The organism is Kitasatospora sp. NPDC059146 (genome assembly GCF_042786665.1).
Classification (GTDB): domain Bacteria; phylum Actinomycetota; class Actinomycetes; order Streptomycetales; family Streptomycetaceae; genus Kitasatospora.
Window position 1 is genome coordinate 1 of record NZ_JBHZCY010000149.1, and the last position, 21,688, is coordinate 21,688.

The 21,688-nt window shown below is 73.2% G+C and carries 19 protein-coding genes and 2 tRNA genes; 7 read left to right on the forward strand and 14 right to left on the reverse strand.

What is annotated here, in order from left to right; translation table 11 throughout:
- The first annotated feature begins 145 nt into the window (after positions 1–145).
- A complete protein-coding gene (locus ACFXPX_RS38150) occupies positions 146–604 on the forward strand; it encodes a universal stress protein (RefSeq protein ID WP_380397559.1) in 459 nt (152 codons plus the stop codon).
- A gap of 11 nt (positions 605–615) precedes the next feature.
- Here the strand turns inward: ACFXPX_RS38150 and ACFXPX_RS38155 are convergent, their stop codons facing one another.
- From ACFXPX_RS38155 to ACFXPX_RS38200, 10 genes are all read right to left on the reverse strand, one after another.
- Complete coding sequence (locus tag ACFXPX_RS38155) at positions 616–2,238, reverse strand: DUF2079 domain-containing protein (RefSeq protein WP_380524040.1); 1,623 nt, start codon at positions 2,236–2,238, stop codon at positions 616–618.
- A gap of 40 nt (positions 2,239–2,278) precedes the next feature.
- Positions 2,279–3,538, reverse strand: a complete 1,260-nt coding sequence (locus tag ACFXPX_RS38160) for a glycosyltransferase 87 family protein (protein ID WP_380644685.1) — start codon at positions 3,536–3,538, stop codon at positions 2,279–2,281.
- 353 nt (positions 3,539–3,891) lie between these two features.
- Positions 3,892–3,965, reverse strand: a tRNA-Ala gene (locus tag ACFXPX_RS38165).
- Between the two features lie 72 nt (positions 3,966–4,037).
- Positions 4,038–5,042 carry a hypothetical protein gene (locus ACFXPX_RS38170; protein WP_380644686.1) on the reverse strand — a complete coding sequence of 335 codons (1,005 nt, stop codon included), beginning with the start codon at positions 5,040–5,042 and terminating at the stop codon, positions 4,038–4,040.
- A 150-nt stretch (positions 5,043–5,192) separates the two neighbouring features.
- The gene (locus ACFXPX_RS38175) at positions 5,193–5,777 is read right to left on the reverse strand and encodes a GNAT family N-acetyltransferase (RefSeq protein ID WP_375892754.1); all 585 of its coding nucleotides are present in this window, start codon (positions 5,775–5,777) and stop codon (positions 5,193–5,195) included.
- Between the two features lie 38 nt (positions 5,778–5,815).
- The gene (locus ACFXPX_RS38180; protein WP_380644687.1) at positions 5,816–6,334 is read right to left on the reverse strand and encodes a molybdenum cofactor biosynthesis protein B; all 519 of its coding nucleotides are present in this window, start codon (positions 6,332–6,334) and stop codon (positions 5,816–5,818) included.
- Between the two features lie 73 nt (positions 6,335–6,407).
- A complete protein-coding gene (gene moaC / locus ACFXPX_RS38185) occupies positions 6,408–6,848 on the reverse strand; it encodes a cyclic pyranopterin monophosphate synthase MoaC (protein ID WP_380644692.1) in 441 nt (146 codons plus the stop codon).
- 161 nt (positions 6,849–7,009) lie between these two features.
- On the reverse strand, positions 7,010–8,344 hold the full coding sequence (glp, locus tag ACFXPX_RS38190) for a gephyrin-like molybdotransferase Glp (RefSeq protein WP_375892756.1): 1,335 nt from the start codon (positions 8,342–8,344) through the stop codon (positions 7,010–7,012).
- Positions 8,345–8,371: 27 nt separating this feature from the next.
- Entirely contained in the window at positions 8,372–9,292 is a 921-nt protein-coding gene (gene galU, locus ACFXPX_RS38195; protein ID WP_270144670.1) for a UTP--glucose-1-phosphate uridylyltransferase GalU, read from the reverse strand.
- Between the two features lie 51 nt (positions 9,293–9,343).
- Complete coding sequence (locus tag ACFXPX_RS38200; RefSeq protein ID WP_375892758.1) at positions 9,344–10,249, reverse strand: GGDEF domain-containing protein; 906 nt, start codon at positions 10,247–10,249, stop codon at positions 9,344–9,346.
- A 61-nt stretch (positions 10,250–10,310) separates the two neighbouring features.
- On the opposite strand from ACFXPX_RS38200, the gene ACFXPX_RS38205 reads away from it, so the two are divergent.
- Positions 10,311–10,901, forward strand: a complete 591-nt coding sequence (locus ACFXPX_RS38205) for a 5-formyltetrahydrofolate cyclo-ligase (RefSeq protein ID WP_380397549.1) — start codon at positions 10,311–10,313, stop codon at positions 10,899–10,901.
- An 88-nt stretch (positions 10,902–10,989) separates the two neighbouring features.
- On the opposite strand, the gene ACFXPX_RS38210 is transcribed toward ACFXPX_RS38205, so the two are convergent.
- On the reverse strand, positions 10,990–13,710 hold the full coding sequence (locus ACFXPX_RS38210) for a penicillin acylase family protein (RefSeq protein WP_380644688.1): 2,721 nt from the start codon (positions 13,708–13,710) through the stop codon (positions 10,990–10,992).
- 357 nt (positions 13,711–14,067) lie between these two features.
- On the opposite strand from ACFXPX_RS38210, the gene ACFXPX_RS38215 reads away from it, so the two are divergent.
- From ACFXPX_RS38215 to mscL, 4 genes are all read left to right on the forward strand, one after another.
- Positions 14,068–15,552, forward strand: a complete 1,485-nt coding sequence (locus ACFXPX_RS38215; RefSeq protein ID WP_375892764.1) for a potassium/proton antiporter — start codon at positions 14,068–14,070, stop codon at positions 15,550–15,552.
- A gap of 316 nt (positions 15,553–15,868) precedes the next feature.
- On the forward strand, positions 15,869–17,245 hold the full coding sequence (locus ACFXPX_RS38220; RefSeq protein ID WP_380524054.1) for an MFS transporter: 1,377 nt from the start codon (positions 15,869–15,871) through the stop codon (positions 17,243–17,245).
- Positions 17,246–17,371: 126 nt separating this feature from the next.
- Entirely contained in the window at positions 17,372–17,701 is a 330-nt protein-coding gene (locus ACFXPX_RS38225; RefSeq protein ID WP_380644689.1) for an FmdB family zinc ribbon protein, read from the forward strand.
- 571 nt (positions 17,702–18,272) lie between these two features.
- Positions 18,273–18,689 carry a large conductance mechanosensitive channel protein MscL gene (gene mscL, locus ACFXPX_RS38230; RefSeq protein WP_375892768.1) on the forward strand — a complete coding sequence of 139 codons (417 nt, stop codon included), beginning with the start codon at positions 18,273–18,275 and terminating at the stop codon, positions 18,687–18,689.
- Between the two features lie 8 nt (positions 18,690–18,697).
- Here mscL and ACFXPX_RS38235 read toward each other — a convergent pair whose 3' ends face one another.
- On the reverse strand, positions 18,698–19,015 hold the full coding sequence (locus ACFXPX_RS38235; protein WP_380644690.1) for a hypothetical protein: 318 nt from the start codon (positions 19,013–19,015) through the stop codon (positions 18,698–18,700).
- Between the two features lie 136 nt (positions 19,016–19,151).
- A complete protein-coding gene (locus ACFXPX_RS38240; RefSeq protein WP_380644691.1) occupies positions 19,152–20,138 on the reverse strand; it encodes a sigma-70 family RNA polymerase sigma factor in 987 nt (328 codons plus the stop codon).
- 425 nt (positions 20,139–20,563) lie between these two features.
- Between ACFXPX_RS38240 and ACFXPX_RS38245 the strand changes: the two genes are divergently transcribed.
- Positions 20,564–21,367, forward strand: a complete 804-nt coding sequence (locus tag ACFXPX_RS38245) for a phosphatase PAP2 family protein (RefSeq protein ID WP_375892772.1) — start codon at positions 20,564–20,566, stop codon at positions 21,365–21,367.
- 109 nt (positions 21,368–21,476) lie between these two features.
- Here the strand turns inward: ACFXPX_RS38245 and ACFXPX_RS38250 are convergent.
- A tRNA-Arg gene (locus tag ACFXPX_RS38250) sits at positions 21,477–21,549 on the reverse strand.
- Positions 21,550–21,688 lie beyond the last annotated feature (139 nt).

The window sequence follows — 21,688 nt, forward strand, 5'->3', positions numbered from 1 at the left end:
CCCCCGCCCCCCCCGGGCCCGCCCCGCCCCGGGGCCCCCACCCCCCCCCCGCCCACACCCCCGCGCGCCCGTCGCCCCGGCCCCCCCCGGCGCGGGCGGGCCGCACACCTTCCGGCCGGCCCTCGACCGCGTCTACGATCGAAGGGTGCAGCCGCGCGGCCGGATCGTGGTCGGCGTGGACGGCTCCGCCCCCGCCCGCGCCGCGGTCCGCTGGGCGGCCCGCCTGGCCCGCCGCACCGGCGGCCCGCTGGAGGCGGTGGCGGTCTGGGACTTCCCCTGCCTGTTCGGCGAGCACGGCCTGGTGCCGCCGGCCCTGGACGGCTTCGAACCGGAGCGCCGCGCCGCGGAGATCCTCGACGAGGCGGCCGCCGACTGCGGGCTCCGGCTGGACTGCGGGCTCCGGCTGGACCGCCGGCTCAAGGCCGGGCCGCCCGGGCCCGCCCTGGTCGCCGCCGCGGCCGGCGCCGCCCTGCTCGTCCTCGGCAACCGCGGCCACTCCACCCCGCCGGACGCCCCGCTGGGCACCGTCGCCCAGTACTGCCTGCACCACGCGCCCTGCCCGGTGGCCGTCGTCCGGGCGGACGGTGCGCGGACCGGCCCGTGACGGCGCGCGGATCAGCCCTTGAACAGGTTGTGCCCCACGTCGGACGGCACCTCGTCCTGGACCGGCTTGCTGCCCGGCCCCGGCACGTGCTCACCCGGGATCGGCCGGTCGCCCTCGCGGTGCAGCAGCACCACCCCGTCCTCGGCCCAGAGCTGCCGGTACCCGTGCGCCAGCAGCAGCTGGATCCGGTCGGCCTGCTCCTTGTCGGTCTTGAAGGGGAAGGACCGCTTGTCGGAGCGGGTCAGCACGTACTCGCGCCCGCGCGGTGTCCCGTCCACCAGCACCACGTCCGTCCGGGCGGTCAGCCGCGGCGCGATCTGGTTGTCGGCCTCCACCGAGGCGCCGTCCGGGATCAGCGCGGCCGCCCGGACCAGCGCGGCCTCGCTCGCCCTGGGCTCCCAGGAGGACGGTACGGCCAGTTGCAGCAGCCCGATCGGCACCGCCGCCACCAGCGCCACCCCGACCGTGCCCAGGCCCAGCAGCCGGGCCCGTCGCCGGGTCCGCTCGGGCCGCCCGGTGCCGCTCAGCCGGCCCAGCACCTCGAGGCTCGCGGTCAGCAGGACCGGCCAGAGCATCGAGTCGTAGTGCCGGGCGATCGACCAGTGGTTGGGGTTGCTGGAGAGGATCCGTTCGGCCAGCAGCGGCAGCAGGCACAGCACGGTCGCCGAGCGCAGCGGCAGCAGGAACACGGTGCCGAACAGCCAGAGCAGCAGCAGCGGCTTCAACGGCTGGTCGAAGGCGGTCTGCACCAGCAGGAAGGGGTTGTGCAGCAGGTGGGTGACCGCCTGGCCGCCGTCGTCGCCGAGCGCCTTGTAGTTCCAGTAGTAGCCCGGCTCGCCGCCCATCGCCGGGATCAGCCACTTGATCGCCACCGCCGAGGCGACGGGGCCGCCGAGCAGCAGTCCCAGTCCGGTCAGCCGCCCCGCGCGGTCCCCGGTGCGGCGGGTGCGCAGCAGCAGCACCAGCCCGTACGCGCCGACCAGCAGGCCGAGGTCCTCCTTGGTGCAGCACAGCAGCACCGCGGCGAGCACCACCGTGCCGTAGCGGCGGGCCAGGCCGCGCTCCAGCATCAGCAGGGTCAGCGGGACGGCGAAGGCCACCTCGTGGAAGCCGACCCGGGAGGCGACCAGCAGCGGCCAGCCGAGCGCGTAGACCAGCCCGGCCAGGTCCGCGGCCCGACGGGCGGTGCGCGGCTCGGCGGCGGCGAAGGAGTGCGCGGCGATCCGGCGGATCAGCGGCACCCCGAGCGCGAACAGCAGCGCCTGCCCGATGATCAGCGAGCGCGGGTCGTCCCAGATCCAGTACAGCGGCGCGAGCAGCGCCAGGACCGGGGAGAAGTGGTCGCCGAGCAGCGAGAACCCGGGCGGGAACTCGTGGTGGTAGTACTTCAGCGTCGAGACCGGCAGCCCGAAGTGGGCGTAGCCGCGCACGCCCTGGTCGAAGATGCCGAGGTCGAAGCCGCCGAGCGAGACGGAGAGCCAGCCCTGCATCCCGATGGCGCACATCACCGCGAAGCACAGCAGGCTGAGCAGCACGGTGCGCCGGGCGGGCGGGCCCAGGACGGCCGCGGCCCGGCGGGCGGCGGCGGGTACGGCGGCCCGGGTCGTCGGCGGGGTCGCGGTCTGGGTGGTCACGTCGGCTCTGGTCCGTCTCTGGTCCGTGAGGTCCGGTCCGTCAGGTCCGGTTGCTCAGGGCGGGGTCGCGGTCGCGGTCGTCGTCGTGCTTGCGGGCGTCGTCGTGCTTGCGGGCGTCGGGGTCGTGGTCGAGCTTGGCGCCGAGCAGCGCCCAGGCGCCGGCCGAGGCGTCCACGGCCTGCCGCCGGGCCCGGTACAGCCGCAGGCCGATGACGACCAGGACGGCGACCGCCAGCGGCGGGTAGATCGAGCCGGGCAGCTGCCAGTACCAGGCGACGCCGCGGCCCCAGCGGTGCGGCACGATCCACATCACGTGGGAGAGGAACACCGCCAGCGTCACGCCGAGCAGCACCCGCCGGCCGGCGCTGCGGGCCTCCGCGGCCAGCAGGGCGATCAGCGGGAGGCACCACACCCAGTGGTGGGTCCAGCTGATCGGCGAGACCAGCAGCGCGGTGAGGGCGGCGCAGACGCCGCCCCAGGCGTCGGCCCGGCGCAGCACCCGGGCGGAGCGCCCGGCGAGCACGGCCACCCCGAGCCCGAGCGTGGCGACCAGCGCGGAGGCGATCAGCCCGACCGTGCCGGGGTCGTTGACGTCGAGCAGCCGGCAGACGGCCCCGCGCAGCGACTGGTTGTCGACCAGCACGGTGACGCCGACCCGGCTCGGGTCCCACAGGTACTTGGCCCAGAACCCGTACGAGGCGTCCGGCAGCACGGCCCAGCCGACCAGGCCGGCCGCCAGGAAGGTGGCGATGGAGACCAGGGCGGCCCTGGTCCGGCCGGTCAGGAACAGGTAGACGGTGAACAGCCCCGGGGTGATCTTGATCGCGGTGGCGAGGCCGATGCCCACGCCCTTGGACCGGCTGCGGTCCGAACGGGTGAGGTCCCACAGCACCAGGCAGAGGATGCCCAGGTTGACCTGGCCGTACTGGAAGGTGGTGTAGACCGGCTCCAGCCAGACCGCGAGGCCGGCGGCGAGGACGGTGGCCGCCGTCCGGTAGCGCCGGGCGGGCCAGCCGGCCAGCTTGAGCGACAGGTGCACGGCCAGGCCGAGCAGCGCGTAGTTGCCGAGCGTCACCAGGATCCGCAGCGGGCTCACGTCGAACCAGGTGCTCGGCACGAACAGCATCGCGGCGAACGGCGGGTAGGTGGCCGGGAGGTCCCAGCCGGGCAGCCGCATCGCGTACAGGTCGTCGCCGTTGACCACGGCCTGGCCCTCGGCCCGGTAGACGAGCATGTCGACCATGTTCGCCCCGTGCAGGTGGCGCTGGAGGACCAAGGCCGCCACCGACAGCACGGCCACGCAGGCCGCCGCGATGGTCCAGGAATTCGGTCTTCCGCTCGCCGGGCCGCCCTCGGGCCCCTCCGGGTCCGCCTGTCGCGTCCACCGTGTCAGACCGAACTCGCGCACCGCGATGGCACCCCGTTGAGATAGACCAGATCGTTCCCTCGTCACCGTCTGGGCCCACCCACCATAACCGACCCCTCTGAGAGCCCCCTGGGCCCGGAAGCACAACGAATTCCGCCCGGCGGGGGCGCTGTGAGCTCGGTCACGGAGCGGGCGGCCCGGGGCTTCGGGGCGTCAAAACGCGAAATCCCGCCGGGAGTTGAACTCCCGGCGGGATTTGCTGGGCCGATCGGAACCGGTCCGTTGGGTGGAGCTGAGGGGATTCGAACCCCTGACCCCCTCGATGCGAACGAGGTGCGCTACCGGACTGCGCCACAGCCCCAACGAGAAGAAACTCTAGCACCTTTCGGAGGGGGTCCGTGACCACCCCCCTGGTCGGGGGCGGTCACGGCGGTCATTCGTTGGCCGCGCGGGGGCGGGACTGCGGAGCCGGGGCTTCGGCGTACTGGTCGAACAGCGGGGTGGTGCGGGACTCGGCGGGCCGGCCGGCGGTCCAGGTGCCGGGGGCCGAGAGGTCCAGGCCGCGGGAGACCCGGGGGGCGACCGGCGCGGTGACGTAGGTCGGCAGCGGGACGGGCACCGGCTCCCAGGAGTCGGGGCCGGCCGCACCGCGCTCGCGTATGCCGTCGACCCACTCCTCGTGCTCGGTCGCCTCGGCCACCGCGGAGGCGGACGGCACCGCGACGGTGGCCTGCTCCGGATCGGCGGCCAGCCGCAGGTGCGGACGGCGGCCGGAGCGGTGCCCGGCGGGCGCGGGCGGGGCGTCGTCGTCCGGGGTGGGCGCCTCGACCGTCGGCCGGTCGTCCGCCGGGGCCTCGGCGCGCTGCCGCTCGCGCTGGCGCAGCCGCTCGGCCGCCTGGGCGGCCCGGTCGCGGTCCAGCTTCACCTCGTACCGCTGGCGCTCCAACTTGCGCAGGTGGCCGATGTAGAGGGTGAGCAGGACCGCCGGCACGGCCGGGACCCAGAGGAAGGCCAGGCCCGCCACCGCGGCGACCACCGCGCCGAGCGCGAAGGCCAGGAAGAGGGCGGTGACCATCCGGCGCCGACGGGCCAGCAGCAGCGCCCGGCGCTCGGACCCGACCTGCCGCACCGGGGCCGGCCGTTCGGCCGGCCGCTCCACCGGTGGTTCGGGCTCCCGCACGGCGGGGTCGCCGGAGTCGGCCGCGTCCCGCTCGGGGGGGCCGTCGCTGCTGTGCTCGTCGTCACGCGATTCGTCACCCAGGGCCCGGGCTGCCCGTCGCTCCAGCGCCGAACGCCCGGCCAGCAGGCGGATGGCGGTGCTGAAGCGTTCCGTCGGGCGCGCCTCGTTGAGTTCGTCCTGCCTGCGGAGCCACATGGGCACCAGATAGGCGGCCCAGGCCCCTACGATGACGGCGTAGATAAGGCCGCTACTGCTCACGATTCACACCGTACGGGCGACGGGGAAGGCCCGGCAGCAATTTGGCGCGGCGTGTCGTGTGATCAAGCTGATTCTCCGACTATTTTGCCGGTGTTTGTGACGGTCCGCCACCGCGCCGATGCCATATCGATATTTCTTTCGAACAAATATTCAATTACGTGGCTCGCGCCCGGAACTGAGCGCCCGCCAGCGCTCCAGCATCCCCTCCGGGACCTCCTCGGCGGTCAGGGCGTAGACCAGGTGGTCCCGCCAGTCCCCGTCGATGTGGAGATAGCGCGGGCGCATTCCCTCCGCACGGAAGCCGAGCTTTTCCACCACCCGTCGGCTCGGGCCGTTCTCCGGGCGGATGCAGACCTCGATCCGGTGCAGTCCGAGGGTGTGGAAGCAGTGGTCCACCGACAGCGCCACGGCCGTCGGCATGATGCCCCGGCCGGCCACCGCCTCGTCGATCCAGTAGCCGACGTTGGCCGAGCACATCGAGCCCCAGGTGATCCCGCCGACGGTCAACTGGCCGACCAGCTGGCCCTTGTGGAGCACCACGAAGGGCAGCATCCGGCCCGCCGAGGCCTCGCCGCGCAGGAAGCGGACCATCTGCCGGTAGGTCGGGCGGGGCCCGGCGGCCTGGCCGGCCGGGCCGGGCGGCACGGTGGCCTCCCAGCGCCGCAGCCAGTCCCGGTTGCGGCGGCTCACCTCCTGCCACTCGCGCTGGTCGCGGGCCCGGATCGGGCGCAGCACGACCTCCCCCTCGTGGAGTTCTACCGGCCAGCCGGCGTTCAGTGCCCTCTCCTCGATGCTTCGGTCCCGGAAGCCGGTGCGTCGGGCCGGGGGTGGTCCCCGCCGCCGAGCTGGTCGACGGCGTGCGCGAGCAGCGGCTCCAGGACGGTCAGACCGTCCTTGACGCCGCCGGTCGAACCCGGCAGGTTGACGATCAGGGTACGTCCGGCGAGCCCGGACAGCCCGCGGGAGAGCGCCGCGGTCGGCACCTTGTCGCGGCCGTACGCGCGGACGGCCTCGGCGATGCCGGGGACCTGCCGGTCGATCACCCGGGCGGTCATCTCGGGGGTGAGGTCCATCGGCGAGATGCCGGTGCCGCCGGTGGTCAGCACCACGTCGTAGCCGGCGGCGACGGCCTCGCGCAGGACGGCCTCGACCGACTCGCCGTCCGGGACGACCCGCGGGCCGTCGACGGTGAAGCCCATCGCGGTCAGACCCGCCACCAGCAGCGGGCCGCCCTTGTCCTCGTACACCCCGGCCGAGGCCCGGTTGGAGACCGTCACCGCGAGCGCCTTCATGCGCCCACCTCGCTTCGCTCGGCAGGGGCATTCGCCCATCCGCACCTCTTGACGGCTCGCTCGCTCCGCTCGCTCACGCCGAAACCTCCGGCGCGAACCAGTCGCCGCTCTTGCCGCCGGTCTTGCTGAGCACCCGGACGGACTCGATGCTCGCGCCCTTGTCGACCGCCTTGACCATGTCGATCACGGTCAGCGCGGCGACCGTCACCGAGGTCAGCGCCTCCATCTCGACACCGGTGCGGTCGGCGGTGCGCACGGTGGCGGTGATCTCGACCGCGTCGTCGCCGACGGTGAGGTCGACCTCGACGCCGGAGACCGCGATCGGGTGGCAGAGCGGGATCAGGTCCGAGGTCCGCTTGGCGCCCATGATCCCGGCGATCCGGGCCACCGCGAGGGCGTCGCCCTTGGGCACGCCCTCGCCGCGCAGCAGCGCCACCACCCGCGGCGAGACCCTGACCCGCCCGGCCGCGACGGCGGTGCGCGCGGTGGCGGCCTTCTCGGAGACGTCGACCATCCGGGCGGCGCCCCGGTCGTCGACGTGGGTGAGGCGGTCGCCGGGATTCGGTGTCGTCACGGGTAACTCCAGGGGCGCGCAGGTCGAATACCGCGCTACCGTACCGCTCTGCCGCCGCCCGCTCGCCCCGGGGCGCTGCTGACCCGCCGCCCGCGGAACGCTCAGGAGTCCAGCAGCACCACGTCGACCTCGCTGCCGGCGGGCAGCTCGGTGACCTCCTCGGGAACGGTGATCAGGCAGTTCGCCCGGGCCAGCGCCCCGACCAGGTGCGAGTCGGCGGCGCCCACCGGCCGCACGGTGCCGTCCGCCGCGTACCGGCCGCGCAGGAACTGCCGGCGCCCGGCCGGGGAGCGCAGCGCGGACGGGCAGAGCGCGCGCACCACCGGGCGGTGGACGTCGGTCGCGCCCAGCATGGTGCGGATCACCGGGCGGACGAAGAGCTCGAAGGAGATGTAGGCGCTCACCGGGTTGCCCGGCAGGGCGAGCAGCGGCACCCCGGCCGCGCCGCCGATCCGGCCGAAGCCCTGGGGCTTGCCGGGCTGCATCCGCAGCTTGCGGAAGTCGACTCCCCCGTAGGACTCGAAGACCTCCTTGACCACGTCGTACGCGCCGACGCTGACCCCGCCGCTGGTGACGATCAGGTCGGCCCGGCCGAGCTGCTCCTCCAGCACGGCGCGCAGCCGGTCGGCGTCGTCGGGGACGGCACCGACCCGGAAGGCGATGGCGCCGGCCTCCTGGGCGGCCGCGGTGAGGGTGAAGCTGTTGGAGTCGGAGATCTGCCCGGGCCCGACCGGCTCGCCGGGCTGGACCAGCTCGCTGCCGGTGGAGAGCACCACGACCCGGGGCCGCGGGCGGACCTTCACGGTGGCCCGGCCGATCGCGGCGAGCAGGCCGAGCTGGGTGGGGCCGAGCCGGGTGCCGGCCTCCAGGACGGTGGTGCCGGCGGCGACGTCGCTGCCGCGGCGGCGGATGTGGGCGCCCTCGGCGACCGGGCGCAGCACCCGGACCTCCTCGTCCGGCACCGGCGCGGTCATCGCGGCGGCGGCCGTCCCGGTGCCGGTGCCGCCGTCGGTCCACTCGACCGGGGCGACCGCCTGGGCGCCGGGCGGCACCGGGGCGCCGGTCATGATCCGGGCGGCCCGGCCGGGGCCGACCCTGGGCAGGTCGCCCGCGCCGGCCGCGATGTCGCCGACCACGGCGAGCACCGAGGGGTAGGCCTCGGTGGCGCCCCGGGTGTCGGCGGTGCGGACGGCGTAGCCGTCCATCGAGCTGTTGTCGAAGGGCGGCAGGTCGCCCTCGGCGACCACGTCCTCCTCCAGCCGGCAGCCCTGGGCGTCGAGCAGCTGGAGCTCGATCGCGGGCAGCGGGCCGACCGCGGCCAGGACGTCGGCGCGGTGCTCGTCCACCGTCCAGAAGCGAGGAGCCGCCGGTGCCCGGTCCGCGGACCCGTCGCAGCAGGCTGCGGGGGTGGTGGTGTGCTCCGTGGACCGGGTCATCGGCGGCTCGCTCTCTGTGTCGTGAGATCAGTCCTGCAGCTCGGAACCGACGAACTCCCGCAGCCAGGAGCGGAACTCCGGGCCCAGGTCCTCGCGTTCGGCGGCCAGTCGGACGATAGCGCGCAGGTAGTCGGCGCGGTCGCCGGTGTCGTAGCGGCGGCCCTTGAAGAGCACGCCGTGCACCTGGCCGCCGGCCTCGGCGTCGCGGGTGGTCAGCTCGCGCAGGGCGTCGGTGAGCTGGATCTCGCCGCCGCGGCCGGGCGGGGTCTCGCGCAGCACGTCGAAGACCAGCGGGTCGAGGACGTAGCGGCCGATGACGGCGTAGTTGGAGGGCGCCTCGCCCGGCTCGGGCTTCTCGACCAGGTCGGTCACCTGGAAGACGTCCTCGCCGAAGCCGTTCGCCTTGACGGCCGCGCAGCCGTAGAGGTGGATCTGGGAGGGGTCGACCTCCATGAGGGCGACGACCGAGCCGCCGAGCTCCTGCTGCACCTCGATCATGCGGGCGAGCAGCGGGTCGCGCGGGTCGATCAGGTCGTCGCCGAGCAGGACGGCGAAGGGCTGGCCGGCGACGTGCTGCTCCGCGACGGAGACGGCGTGGCCGAGGCCCTTCGGGTCGCCCTGGCGGACGTAGTGCATGTTGGCCAGCTCGACGGACTCGCGGACCCGGCGCAGGCGGTCCTCGTCGCCCTTGCGGACGAGGAGCTCCTCCAGCTCGTAGGCGCGGTCGAAGTGGTCCTCCAGCGCGCGCTTGTTGCGGCCGGTGACCATCAGTATGTCGGAGAGGCCGGCGGCGGAGGCCTCCTCGACGACGTACTGGATGGCCGGCTTGTCGACGACGGGCAGCATCTCCTTCGGGGTGGCCTTGGTCGCCGGGAGGAAGCGGGTGCCCAGTCCGGCCGCGGGTACCACGGCCTTGGTTACCGGAATACGGGAGGTGGTCGTCGTCATGCGTTTACCTTACTCAGGCACGTTTTCGCCCGGCCGAGCGCGGTCGGGCGGCTAGGACAGCACGTCCCGGGGCACGGCCACGGTGGCGGGCGTATGGGAAGCGACCGGCTGGGCCAGGGGGTCCCCTCCGGTACAGGCCGACAGACTACCCGGCTTTTCCGAACGGTCACGTTCGGGAGTCGGCGCCCGCTCCGGCCCGGATGCGGGCTGCTCACGGGGCCCGGCGGGGCGGCCGGGGCCCGGCGCCAGCCGCCAGCAGTCGCCGCCGGCGCGGCGGGCGGCGGCCAGGGCCCCGTCGGCGGAGCGCAGCAGGACGGCCGCGTGGGCGCCGTCCTCGGGGAGCACGGCGATGCCGACGGCGGCGGTCAGGCCGTTGCCCCCGGCCGGACGGGGCGCCCGGGTGCCGGAGGACCAGTCGAGCAGCAGGTGCCGGCGCACCGACCAGACCAGCCGCTCGGCGACCTGCGCGGCGCCCTCGGCGCCGGTGTCCGGGAGCACCACCAGGAACTCCTCGCCGCTGTAGCGGCCCAGGGTGTCGGCGCGGCGGATCTCCATGGCGAGCCGCTGGGCGAGGTCGCGCAGTATCGCGTTGCCGCGGGCCCGGCCGTGCTCGGCGAGCACCGCGTCGAAGCCGGCGATCTCCAGCAGCAGGACGGCCAGCGGGCGCGGGCCCTCGGCCTGGCCGGTGTGCTCGGCGCGGCGGGCCCGTTCGATCTCCCGGTCCAGGGTGAGCTGCAGGTGGCGGTAGTTCCAGACGCCGGTGAGCGGGTCGCAGGAGGCGGTCCGCTCCAGCTCGGCGCAGCGCTCCTCCAGTTCGGCGATCCGGCCGGTCAGCCGTTCCCGGTCGGCGGCCGCCCCGGCCCGCTCCCGGCGCGCGCGCAGTCCGAGCACGGTGGCGCCGGCCAGCGCGGGGGCGCTCAGCGCGGCCAGGGCCTGGACCAGCAACGGGGTGGACAATCGGGGCGCCCTTTCGCGTGTCAGGCTCTGCGCGTCACGGTTTTCGGACGTGGAGGATCCGGTGCACAACGAGAAGAGCGACCTGAGGACACGGCTGTTGACGCGGCGCCGCGCACTCACCGCCGAGGGGCGCGCGCGGGCGGCACTCGCGCTGGCCGGACACGCGCGGGAACTGGCCGCGCCGGGCAGCACGGTGGCCGCGTACGTGTCGGTGGGCGCGGAGCCCGGGACGCGTCCGCTGCTGGACGCGCTGCGGGAGAGCGGCGTCCGGGTGCTGCTGCCGGTGCTGCTGCCCGACAACGACCTGGACTGGGCCGAGTACGCGGGGCCGGCGGCGCTGGCCGCGGCCGGGCGCGGGCTGCTGGAGCCGGTCGGGCCGCGGCTCGGGCCGGAGGCCGTCACGGGGGCCTCGGTGGTGCTGCTGCCGGGCCTGGCGGTGGACGCCGCCGGGCTGCGGCTGGGCCGCGGCGGGGGCAGCTACGACCGGGTGCTGGCCCGGCTGGAGCGGGCCGGGGCGCGGCCGGTCCTGGCGGTGCTGCTGTACGAGCACGAGCTGCTGGAGCGGGTGCCGGCCGAGCCGCACGACCTGCCGGTGGACCTCGCGGTCACGCCCTCCGGGGTGCGGGCGCTCGGCCGGGACGGCGGCGGCTGAGGCGGCGGCCGGGACGGCGGCGGCTGAAACGGCGGCGGCCCCGCTCTCCCGGGGAGGAGGGCGGGGCCGCGCGGGCTCGGGACGGGCCTCAGCCCGTGGTGAGCACCAGCTTGTGCTTGGTGGCCTTCTCGACCGCGTCCGGCGTGTAGGCCCAGGTCAGCAGCTTGCCCTTGAGCCAGAGGTCGGTCTGGTCGTTGTAGTTCTGGTGGAAGGCGTGGCCCGAGGCGCCGCCGACGTTGACCCAGCGCGAGGAGTCCAGGTCGTTCAGGTCGACCACCATCCGCATCGACGGGATCCAGTCCACCTGGTAGCCCGCCGCCGCGTTCCAGCCGGCCGCGTCGACCGCCGCCGAGCCGCCGGAGAGGCGGTACGGGCCGCGGTTGAGCAGCTTGTGGACGAGGCCGGAGGCGATCGAGGAGTTGTCGGTGCCGAGGGTCTGCTCGCGCAGCTCCAGCTTGTGCAGGCGGCCCCAGCTCCAGGTGGAGATGTCCTTGCCGAGCAGCGAGGTCAGGTCCTGCCGGGCGTTCTTCATCGCCTCCTTGAGCAGGTTGTCCAGGCCCTTCTGCTCCTTGTGGTCGGAGTCGATGTACGTCCACCAGGAGCTGTCGGGCTTGTCGAGCTGGGTGCGCACGACCTCGGTCCAGCGGTCGCCGCCGTCCGGCTGGGCCTTGCTCGGGTCGCGGGTGCCGCACTGGGTGACGATCTTGCTGGAGCTGTCCGGCTTGGTCGGGTCGTCCTGCTGGCGCACCAGCAGGCAGTTGTCCTTGGCCCGGATGTCGGCCGGGAACTTCTGCCCGAAGGCCAGGCTGAGCAGGTTGCGCCAGACGCCGTTGTAGTAGGCGGCGGCGGCCGAGTCGGCGTCCTGGTGGAAGTTCCAGTCCTTGAGCAGGTCCTGGGCCTCGCGCACGTAGGGGTCGTCGATCCGCTGCTTGAGCAGCAGTGGGACCAGCGTCTTGGCCATGATGCTGGTGTTGTCCAGCTGGAGGGTCTGCATGTCGTCCGGCGAGATCTTGCCGTTGTTCTTGAGCAGGCCCTCGATCTGGTCGGTGATCTCCTTGGCCCGGGTGCCGTACTCCCAGTCCTTGGTGAGGCTGTACTTGTAGCTCGGGTCCACCACGGCCTGGTTGGCGGTGACGATGTAGCCGGCCGCCGGGTTGAGGCTGTACGGCAGGGCGGTGAAGGGGACCGGGTCCGGCTTCCACTGGTACGAGGAGTCCCAGCCCGGGGCCGGCATCGAGCCGTCGCCCTTGCCGCGCACCGGGATGACGCCCGGGGCCTGGTAGCCGATGTTCTTGCCGTCGGCGTAGATCAGGTTCTGCGCGGGGACGGCGAAGTCCTTGGCGGCGGCGCGGAACTCGTCCCAGTTGCGGGCCCGGTCCAGTTCGAAGACCGCGTCCATGGTCCTGCCCGGGCTGAGCGCCGTCCACTGCAGGGCGACGCCGTAGCCGCCGGTGCCGCGGTCGGGGGCGGAGCTGCCGTTGGGGGCGTACTTGCCGACGTTCTGCTGCTCGGTGCTGACGTCCGAGATGAGCGGGGCGCCGGTGCGGGTGGTGCGGACGGTGATGGTGCGGTCCTCGCCGCCGGCGACCTTGATGGTCTCCTTGCGGAGGTCGAACTTCTCGTCCTTGCCGTCCACCTGGTAGGTGTCCGGGCCGGTGACCTTCTCCAGGTAGAGGTCGGTCACGTCGGCGCCCAGGTTGGTGAAGCCCCAGGCGACGTCCTTGTTGTGGCCGATCACCACGCCGGGCATGCCGGCGAAGGTGAACCCGGTGACGTCGAACTGGCAGGCCGGCGAGGCGGTCCGGCAGTGCAGGCCCATCTGGTACCAGACCGAGGGCAGGCCGGGGCCGAGGTGCGGGTCGTTGGCCAGCAGCGGCTTGCCGGTGGTGGTGTGCGAGCCGGCGACCACCCAGGAGTTGGAACCGATGCCCTGGCCGGGGCGGCCGAGCAGCTGCGGCATCCCGTCGATCCGGTCGCTGAGGCCCTGCAGCAGCGCCTTGGTGGTGGCCGCGCCCTGGGCGGTGCCCGCGCCGGGGGCGGCGCCGGACGGGGCCGAGCCGTCGGCCGGGCGGTAGGTGTCGCCGTTGACGGTGCCGGTCTTCACGATCGTGCCGTTGCGGGCGTACGGGTAGTCCGGGTACAGCTCGGCGATCTTGTCCGGGCCGAAGTCCTGGGCCAGCAGCGAGCGGTCGATCTCCTCCTGGAGGTTCCCGGAGAGGTTCCAGGCCATCGCCTTGAGCCAGGCCACCGAGTCGACCGGGGTCCACTGCTCGGGCTTGTAGCCGCTGTTGACCGCGCCGAGCATGGCGTACTCCAGCGAGGCCTTCTCCCCGCCGGGGTGCTCGGCGAGCCAGGCGTTCACGCCGTCCGCGTAGGCCTGGAGGTACTTCTTGGTCTCCGGCGAGAGCTTGGTGTCGTACTCCTTCTGCGCCACCTGCCGCCAGCCCATGGTGCGGATGAAGGAGTCGGTGTCGACCTGGCCGTCGCCGAACATCTCGGACAGCCGGCCCGCGGTGATGTGCCGCCGGACGTCCATCTCCCAGAAGCGGTCCTGGGCCTGGACGTAGCCCTGGGCGCGGAACAGGTCCTCGCTGGTGTCCGCGTACAGCTGCGGGATGCCGTTGGCGTCGCGCTTGACGTCGACCGGCGCGCTCAGGCCCGCCACCTTGACCGTGCCGTCCACCTCCGGGAAGGAGGCGCGGACCGCGGTGACCCCGCGGTAGCCGCCGTAGCCGACACCGGCCACCAGCAGCACGACCAGCACGATCACGATCAGACGGGCGCGCCGGAACTTCTTCGAGCGGGGCATCTGGGTCCTTGCGGTCCTGACTTCGGGGCGGGCGGGCGTGTCCAGGGCCTGGGGCCGTGACAGGGCACCACATTAGGCCGAGTCGGACGGCCGGCGTGCACGGGGGACGCTCCCGGCGGGATCGGAGGCGGTCAACGGGCGGCCCGGAAGGGGCCGGTGGGCGCCCCGAGGGCGCTCACGGCGGGCGCGACGAGGAAGGAAGTAGGCAATGAAACTAAAGATATGGCAAAATGTTAGACTGAGTAACGATCCGCAACAGGAGCATTGACGACTTCTTAACGGGTCGACGGTCCGGCACCGCCCGGCCCGGCACCACCTGACACCCCGCCCGCCCATGCCTGCCCGAGGTGCCACTGCGTGAACGTCGCCCACCTGAACCAGCTCCTGCTCGAAGCCTCCGTGATCCTGCTCTTCGCAGTGGTCGCCGTCCGGTTCTCGACCCGATCAGGGCTGCCCAGTCTGCTGATCTACCTCGGGATCGGCGTGGCACTGGGCCAGAACGGGATCGGCGTCACCTTCAACAACGCCGAACTGACCCAGGTGCTCGGCTACGCGGCACTCGTGGTGATCCTCGCCGAGGGCGGCCTCAAGACCAGTTGGCGCGAGGTCAGACCCGCCATGCCGGCGGCCACCGTCCTGGCCACCGTCGGCGTCGGCGTCAGCGTCTTCGTCACCGCGGCCGGCGCGCACTGGCTGGTCGGCCTGGACTGGCGCACCTCGCTGCTGCTCGGCGCGATCGTCTCCTCCACCGACGCCGCCGCCGTCTTCTCGGTGCTGCGGATGGTCCCGCTGCCGCACCGGCTCACCGGCCTGCTGGAGGCCGAGTCCGGCTTCAACGACGCGCCCGTGGTCATCCTGGTCGTCGCCTTCGCCTCCACCGGCGAGCTGGACTCCTGGTACATGCTGCTCGCCACGATCGCCGCCGAACTGGCGATCGGCGCCGCGGTGGGCCTGGCCGTCGGCAAGCTCGGCGCGTTCGCCGTCAAGCACGTCGCCCTGCCGTCCTCCGGCCTGTACCCGATCGCCGTGGTCGCCCTGACCGTGCTCGCCTACGCCGGCGGCGCGCTGCTGCACGGCTCCGGCTTCCTCGCCGTCTACATCAGCGCGGTGATCCTCGGGAACTCCAAGCTGCCGCACGGCCCGGCCGTCCGCGGCTTCGCCGACGGGCTCGCCTGGATCGGGCAGATCGGGATGTTCGTACTGCTCGGACTGCTCGCCTCGCCCGAGACCATGGGCGACGCGGTGGTCCCCGCGCTGGTGGTCGGCGGGGTGCTGGTCTTCCTCGCCCGGCCGCTGTCCGTGGTACTCACGCTCACCCCGTTCAAGGTGCCCGTCCGCGAGCAGGCACTGCTGAGCTGGGCCGGACTGCGCGGGGCGGTGCCCATCGTCCTCGCCACCATCCCGGTGGTCTCCGGGGCGCACAAGGCCGACGACGTGTTCAACATCGTCTTCATCCTGGTCGTGGTCTTCACCCTGCTCCAGGGCCCGACCCTGCCCTGGATGGCCAAGCGGCTGCGGATCGGCGAGGGCGCCATGGGCCAGGACCTCGACATCGAGTCCGCGCCACTGGAGAAGCTGCACGGGCACCTGCTCTCGGTCACGCTGTCGCCGACCTCCAAGATGTCCGGCGTGGAGGTCAGCGAGCTGCGGCTGCCCAAGGGGGCGGCGGTCACCCTGGTCGTACGGGACGGCAGCTCCTTCGTGCCGGACAAGGCGACGATGCTGCGCGGCGGGGACGAGCTGCTGGTGGTCACCACGGACGAGGTCGGCGAGGCGGCCGAGCGGCGGCTGCGGGCCGTGGACAAGGGCGGCAAGCTGGCGGGGTGGCTGAACGGGCGCTGAGGCGCCGCCGGGGTGGCTCGGGTGACCTGAAAGGCCTGAGGGGCCCGGGTGGCTCGGGTGGCCTGGGTGGTCTGGCGGGATCTACGCGCGTAACTGTATGGTGGTACGACCACGCCGTATGACTACCGTTAGAACACCCCCAGCATCTGCCTGACGCAGAGTTGGCGCGACCGCTCGGCGGCCGCGGTCCGGCCCCGGCCCACCAGGCCCGGCCGGCCCGGTATCTACCCCGGTCGACGCGCGAGAGGACGACTCTCGGCGCCGTCGGGGCCACCCCATGCCCTGCCGCGCTACCAGGCAGCAGGAAGGACCGACCGTGACGGCCCGCCGAACGGTCGAGACCACCGCGGACAGCGCTCCGGACACCGCGGACAGCACCCCGAACAGCGCGACCACCGACGCCGCGACACCGGCCAAGGTCGGGTACGGCGCGCTGCTGCGCACGCCCGGAGCCTGGACCTTCCTGGCCCCCGCCTTCATCGCGCGCATGCCCTACGCGATGCTCAGCATGGGCATCCTGCTCCTGGTCAAGGACACCCACGGCTCCTACGGCACCGCGGGCACCGTCACGGCCATCGCCGCCGTCGCCCAGGCCCTGATCGGCCCGCAGACCGGACGGCTCGCCGACCGGTACGGGCAGGCCGCCGTCCTCGTCCCGACCGTCGTGGTGCACGCGGCCTCGGTCGGCCTGCTGATCGCGCTGGCGCTCGGCCACGCGCCCGCCTGGAGCCTGTTCCTGGCCGCCGTCCCGGCCGGCGCGAGCGTTCCGCAGATCGGCGCGATGGTCCGGGCCCGCTGGATCGCCACCATCGGCGCCGAGGGCGCGTCCGCCTCCGCGTCGGCCAAGGTGAGCACCGCCTTCGCCTTCGAGTCCGTGACGGACGAGTTCACGTTCGTGATCGGCCCGATCCTGGCCGCCAACATCGCCACCTCGGTGAACCCGGCCACCGCCCTGGTCGTCGAGGCCGCGCTGACCTTCGTCGGCGGCCTGGTCTTCGCCGCCCAGCGCCGCACCGCACCCGCCCGGATCACCCCGGAGCCCGGCGTCCGGCGCGCCTCCGCACTGTCCTCCCCCGGCGTCCGGCTGCTGGCCGGGGTGATCCTCGGGGTCGGGGCCGTGTTCGGCGGCATGCAGGTCTCGGTGAACGCCTTCGCCGACTCGGTCGGCCAGCACGACGCGGCCGGCACCGTGTACGGGATCTTCGCCGGCGGCTCGATGGTCGCGGGCGTGCTCTACGGCGTCATCGCCTGGCGGCGGGCCGTCCAGCAGCGGATGGTGGTCAGCTACGCGCTGCTGGTGGCGGGCTGCTCCACGCTGTGGGCGATGCCGAACCTGGTCACGCTCTCGATCGCCGCGCTGGTCTGCGGCCTGGCCATCGCGCCGACCCTGATCAGCGGCTACACCCTCGTCGAGACCCTGGTCGAGGACGGGGCCAAGACCGAGGCCTTCACCTGGCTGACCGGCGCCATCGGCCTGGGCCTGGCGGTCGGCTCGATGGTGGCCGGGCGGCTGATCGACGCCCACGGGCCGTCCGCCGGGTTCCTGGTGCCGCTGGTCGGCGCCGGGCTGGGTGTGATCGCGCTGGTGTCGCTGCGGCACCTGCTGGTGGCCCCGGGCGGGGCGGGCCGCGTGGTGGCCTCCTCGGCCGACCTCGGCGGCGCGGCACAGCTGGTCGGTGCCGCGAAGGGCTGAACGCGCGGTCGTCGGTGACTCGGTACCGGCTCATCTCACACCGGATTCGCTGGACTGATCCAACGGAATACCGCATCATTGACCATCGTTAGCACTCATCAGGCGAGAGTGCCAGGAGGAAGACAAGTGCCCACGTACCAGTACCAGTGCACCGAGTGCGGCAACGGCCTGGAGGCGGTGCAGAAGTTCACCGACGAGGCGCTGACCACGTGCCCCGACTGCCAGGGACGGCTCCGCAAGGTCTTCTCGGCCGTGGGCGTCGTGTTCAAGGGCTCGGGCTTCTACCGGACCGACAGCCGTTCGTCCTCCAGCAGCTCGGTGAGCTCCGGATCGTCCTCCGGCTCGTCGACGTCGTCGGGCTCCGGCTCGGCCGGCTCGTCGTCCGGTTCTTCGAGCACGTCGAGCACGTCGAGTTCGTCCAGCTCGTCCAGCAGCCCGGCTCCGGCCGCCGGCTGACCCCGGTCTCACGGGAAGGCCCGTCGGCCCCGCTCCACGCGGGGACGGCGGGCCTTTTCGCGTGTCGCGGCAGGTCTTTCGCGCGCCGGGCGGGCCTTTCCGCGCACCGCCGTCAACTTCCGGAATCGAAACAACTCGTGCGGGTGTACGAAGTTGTCCACAGGGGCGGGTTTGTCCACAGGCTGTGGGAATCGACTTCCGGGGCACGGCGCATCCGCGCAAGGTAGGGGACACCGAGCAAGACCCACCTGATTCCGGAGGTGTCCCGATGACGACCACGACCTTGCCCCTCCCGCTGCCCGCCCCCTCCGTACCGCCCCGGCGGGAGGTGCCGAGCTTCCCGCCGATCCGGCGCGGCTGCGGCGGGTGGCACCGCTGGCGCCGGGCCGTCCGACGGCGGGGCGGGGTGCCCGCGCTGGTGCTGCTCGCGGCGGCCGCGGCATTCGCCTCCGGGCCCGCGCGGGCCGGGCTGCCACCGCCCCCGGGCGGCGGCGTGGGCCGTACGGGTTGTCAATCCGGGCTTCCGGAAGATCACCCGTAACCCGGCGACGACTTCGTCGTTCGAGGCGGCATGAAAGGCTTCAAGGAATTCCTGCTGCGTGGAAATGTCGTCGAACTCGCCGTCGCCGTGGTCATCGGCGCGGCCTTCACCAACATCGTCAACGCCTTCGTCAAAGGCGTGATCAATCCGATCGTCGGCGTGTTCGGGACGAAGGACCTGGCGTCCTACAGTTCCTGCCTCAAGGGGCCCTGCGAGGTGAGCGCCACCGGTGAGGTCACGTCCGGGATCCTCATCCTGTGGGGGTCGGTGCTCAGCGCCCTCCTGCAGTTCCTGATCACCGCCGCCGTCGTCTACTTCGTGCTGATCGTGCCGATGAACCGGATGGCGGCCAAGCGGAAGAGCGCCGCCGAGGTGGCGGCCGAGGCCGAGGCCAAGGAGGTCCAACTGCTGACCGAGATCCGCGACGCGCTGGTCGTGGCGCGCTAGGAAGTCCCTCAGTCGCCGTGGTGCGGCGGGCGCTGGCTCAGGTACCAGTCCAGCCCCCGCCCACCGCCGGCACCCGCCCCGGGGCGATCGCCCCAGCCGGCGTCGGTGTCGTCCCTGGACTGCTGGTCCAGCGGGTCGCGGAAGACCAGGCGGGCCTTGGCGGAGGTGGAGGTGGTGGAGGCGGGAGGGGTGGTGGTGGGTGGGGTGGAGGGGGAGGGTGGGAGGGAGGGGGAGGGGGAGGGAGGGGCGGGGGTGCCCCCCCGCGCCCGGTCCTGGCCCTGTTCGCGCCCCGGTTCCTGCGCCTGCCCTTGTTCCTGCTCGCTCATCTCATCCACTCCCCTGCTCGCGGTCCGACCTGTCCTTTCAGCGTAGAAGCCTCGCGAGGCTCCCGACGACACGCGCCGGCCCGGGTGCGGAGCACTCCGCACCCGGGCCCGGGTGGTCGGCCTCGGCCGCCGGCCGTCAGGCGGCCTCGAAGCCCGCGTGGTCGGCGATCTTCTTGAGCTCGGCCAGGGCGTGCTTCTCGATCTGCCGGATCCGCTCACGGGTGAGGCCGTGCTGCTTGCCCACCTCGGTGAGGGTGCGCTCGCGGCCGTCCTCCATGCCGTAGCGGGAGCGGATGATCGAGGCGGTGCGGTCGTCCAGCCGCCCGATCAGGCCGTCCAGCTCCTCGCGGCGGAGCATCACCATCACGGCGTCCTCGGGGGACGTCGCCCCGGTGTCCTCCACCAGGTCGCCGAACTGGGTCTCGCCCTCGTCGTCGACCGACATGTTGAGGCTGACCGGGTCCCGCGCCCAGTCCAGCACGTCCTTGATCCGGGCCTCGGTGGTGTCCAGCTCGGCCGCGATCTCGGCCGGCTCCGCCTCACGCCCCAGCTCCTTGGACTTCTCCCGCTGCACCCGGCGGATCCGGCCGAGTTCCTCGACCAGGTGCACGGGCAGCCGGATGGTGCGGGACTGGTCGGCGATCGAGCGGGTGATCGCCTGCCGGATCCACCACGTCGCGTAGGTGGAGAACTTGAAGCCCTTGGCGTAGTCGAACTTCTCGACGGCGCGCACCAGACCGGCGTTGCCCTCCTGGATGAGGTCCAGCAGGGGCAGGCCGCTGCGCGGGTAGCGCCGGGCGACGGCCACCACCAGGCGCAGGTTCGAGCGGATGAAGACGTCCTTGGCGCGCTCGGCGTCGGCGGCTATCGTCTCCAGCTCCTCGCGCGTGATGCCGTCGGGGAGCCGGCCGTCGGGGAGTTCGCTCTCCTCCAGCAGGTGCTGGGCGTACACACCGGCCTCGATCCGCAGCGAGAGCTCGACCTCCTCGGCGGCATCGAGCAGGGGCGTCCTGGCGATCTCGTCGAGGTACATACCGACCAGGTCGCGGTCGGCCTCAAGGTTGGTCGGGCGGGCCGTGCGAGTCCGGTCGGCCCTGTCGCGAACGACGGCACGGGTGGCCATGCTTGCTCCCTTTGCTGGTGTTGCCGAGGTCTGCCTGCCTGCCCCCCTGGAGGGCAAGAAGTGCGGGCCCCCAGGGGCTCACACGTAACGATCCAACGAACAGATTCCGGACAACATTCCCAAGTCGTTCAGATTCTTCCTCGTGATGCAGTATCCTGCCGGTTTTCACCCCGGTCCTGGACACTCGGTGACCGCCCGGGCACCTCGGGTGCCCGTTCGCGACCGCCCGTGGAACGCCTCTTCACCGACCGCACACGCAACCGTCGCCCATGGGTTGAACAGGCGAACGCTTGTGGACGTTCCCGCGCGCCCTCGACTTCCGCCCGCGCCCGCCCCCCGGCGCACGCAGGTCCTCCGCACAAAAGATGCCGAATCGCTATCACTCCAGCTCCCGATCGGCACAGCGCACTGGGAAGGTGTCAGGCATGCACCTGACCAACAGCACGAGACCCGTCACCGTGCGTCATCGCCGCCTCCTCCGGGACGCGTCGGTCGCGCTGGGCTGCGCCGCGCTGTTCGGCCTCCTGGCGGCGCTGGTGACGGGCCGCTGGCACCCCCTGCACGAGTTCGACCAGGACTGGATCGGCGGACTGCACTCCTACGCACGCGATCACCGGATCTGGACCGCCGCGGTGCAGACCCTCTCCGACATCGGCGGCCCGGTCACGATGCGTATCCTGCTGGGCTGTGCGGCCGCCTGGCTCCTGCTGATCGGTGCCCGGGTGCTGGCCGGCTGGGTGGCCGCCCAGGCGCTGGTGGGCTGGGCGGCCCAGTGGGCGCTCAAGCTGGCCGTCGGCCGGCAGCGGCCCGCCTTCTCCGACCCGGTGTCGCACGCGGGCGGCCCGGCCTTCCCCTCCGGGCACGCCATGGCCTCGGCGATCACCTGTGCCGTCCTGGTCGGCCTGGTCTGGTACCGGGTCGGCCGACGCGGCCGGACCGCCGCCTGCGCGGTGGCCGCGGTGACGGTGCTGACCATCGGCTGGACCAGGACCGCCCTCGGGGTGCACTGGCCCAGCGACGTACTGGCCGGCTGGCTGGCCGCCGGCGCCGTGCTGGGCGTCGTGACGGCCGTGATCGAACTCTGGCGGCCGGGAGCCCTGGCCCGGGACGTCCGACGGGTCAACTGGCGCACCAGGCCCAGGGTCCAGCGGGTCATCGTGCCGTCCGTCCGCATGCCGCGGGCCGACGAGCCGCTGGAGGAGAGCGAGTTGGACGGTCCGCTCCGCTGACCCGGCCCCGAGGGGGCGGTGCCGGAGGACCGAGGGAGCGGAGGGACGGGAACGCCGCAGGCCCTCCGCCCGGGGTGGGCGGAGGGCCTGCGAACTGCGGTTCTGAATGTGCCCCAGGCAGGATTCGAACCTGCGACACCGGCTTTAGGAGAGCCGTGCTCTATCCCCTGAGCTACTGAGGCGTGGCCGGTCGGTGACCAGGCCGTTCACAGCGTACCGGATCAGGGGTCGGCCGGGGGTGGCGGACCGGGAGGCGGGGGTGCCGGGGTCTGACGGGGGGACAGCGCGGGGGGTGGCCGGCGCGCCGGCGGCCCCCCCCCC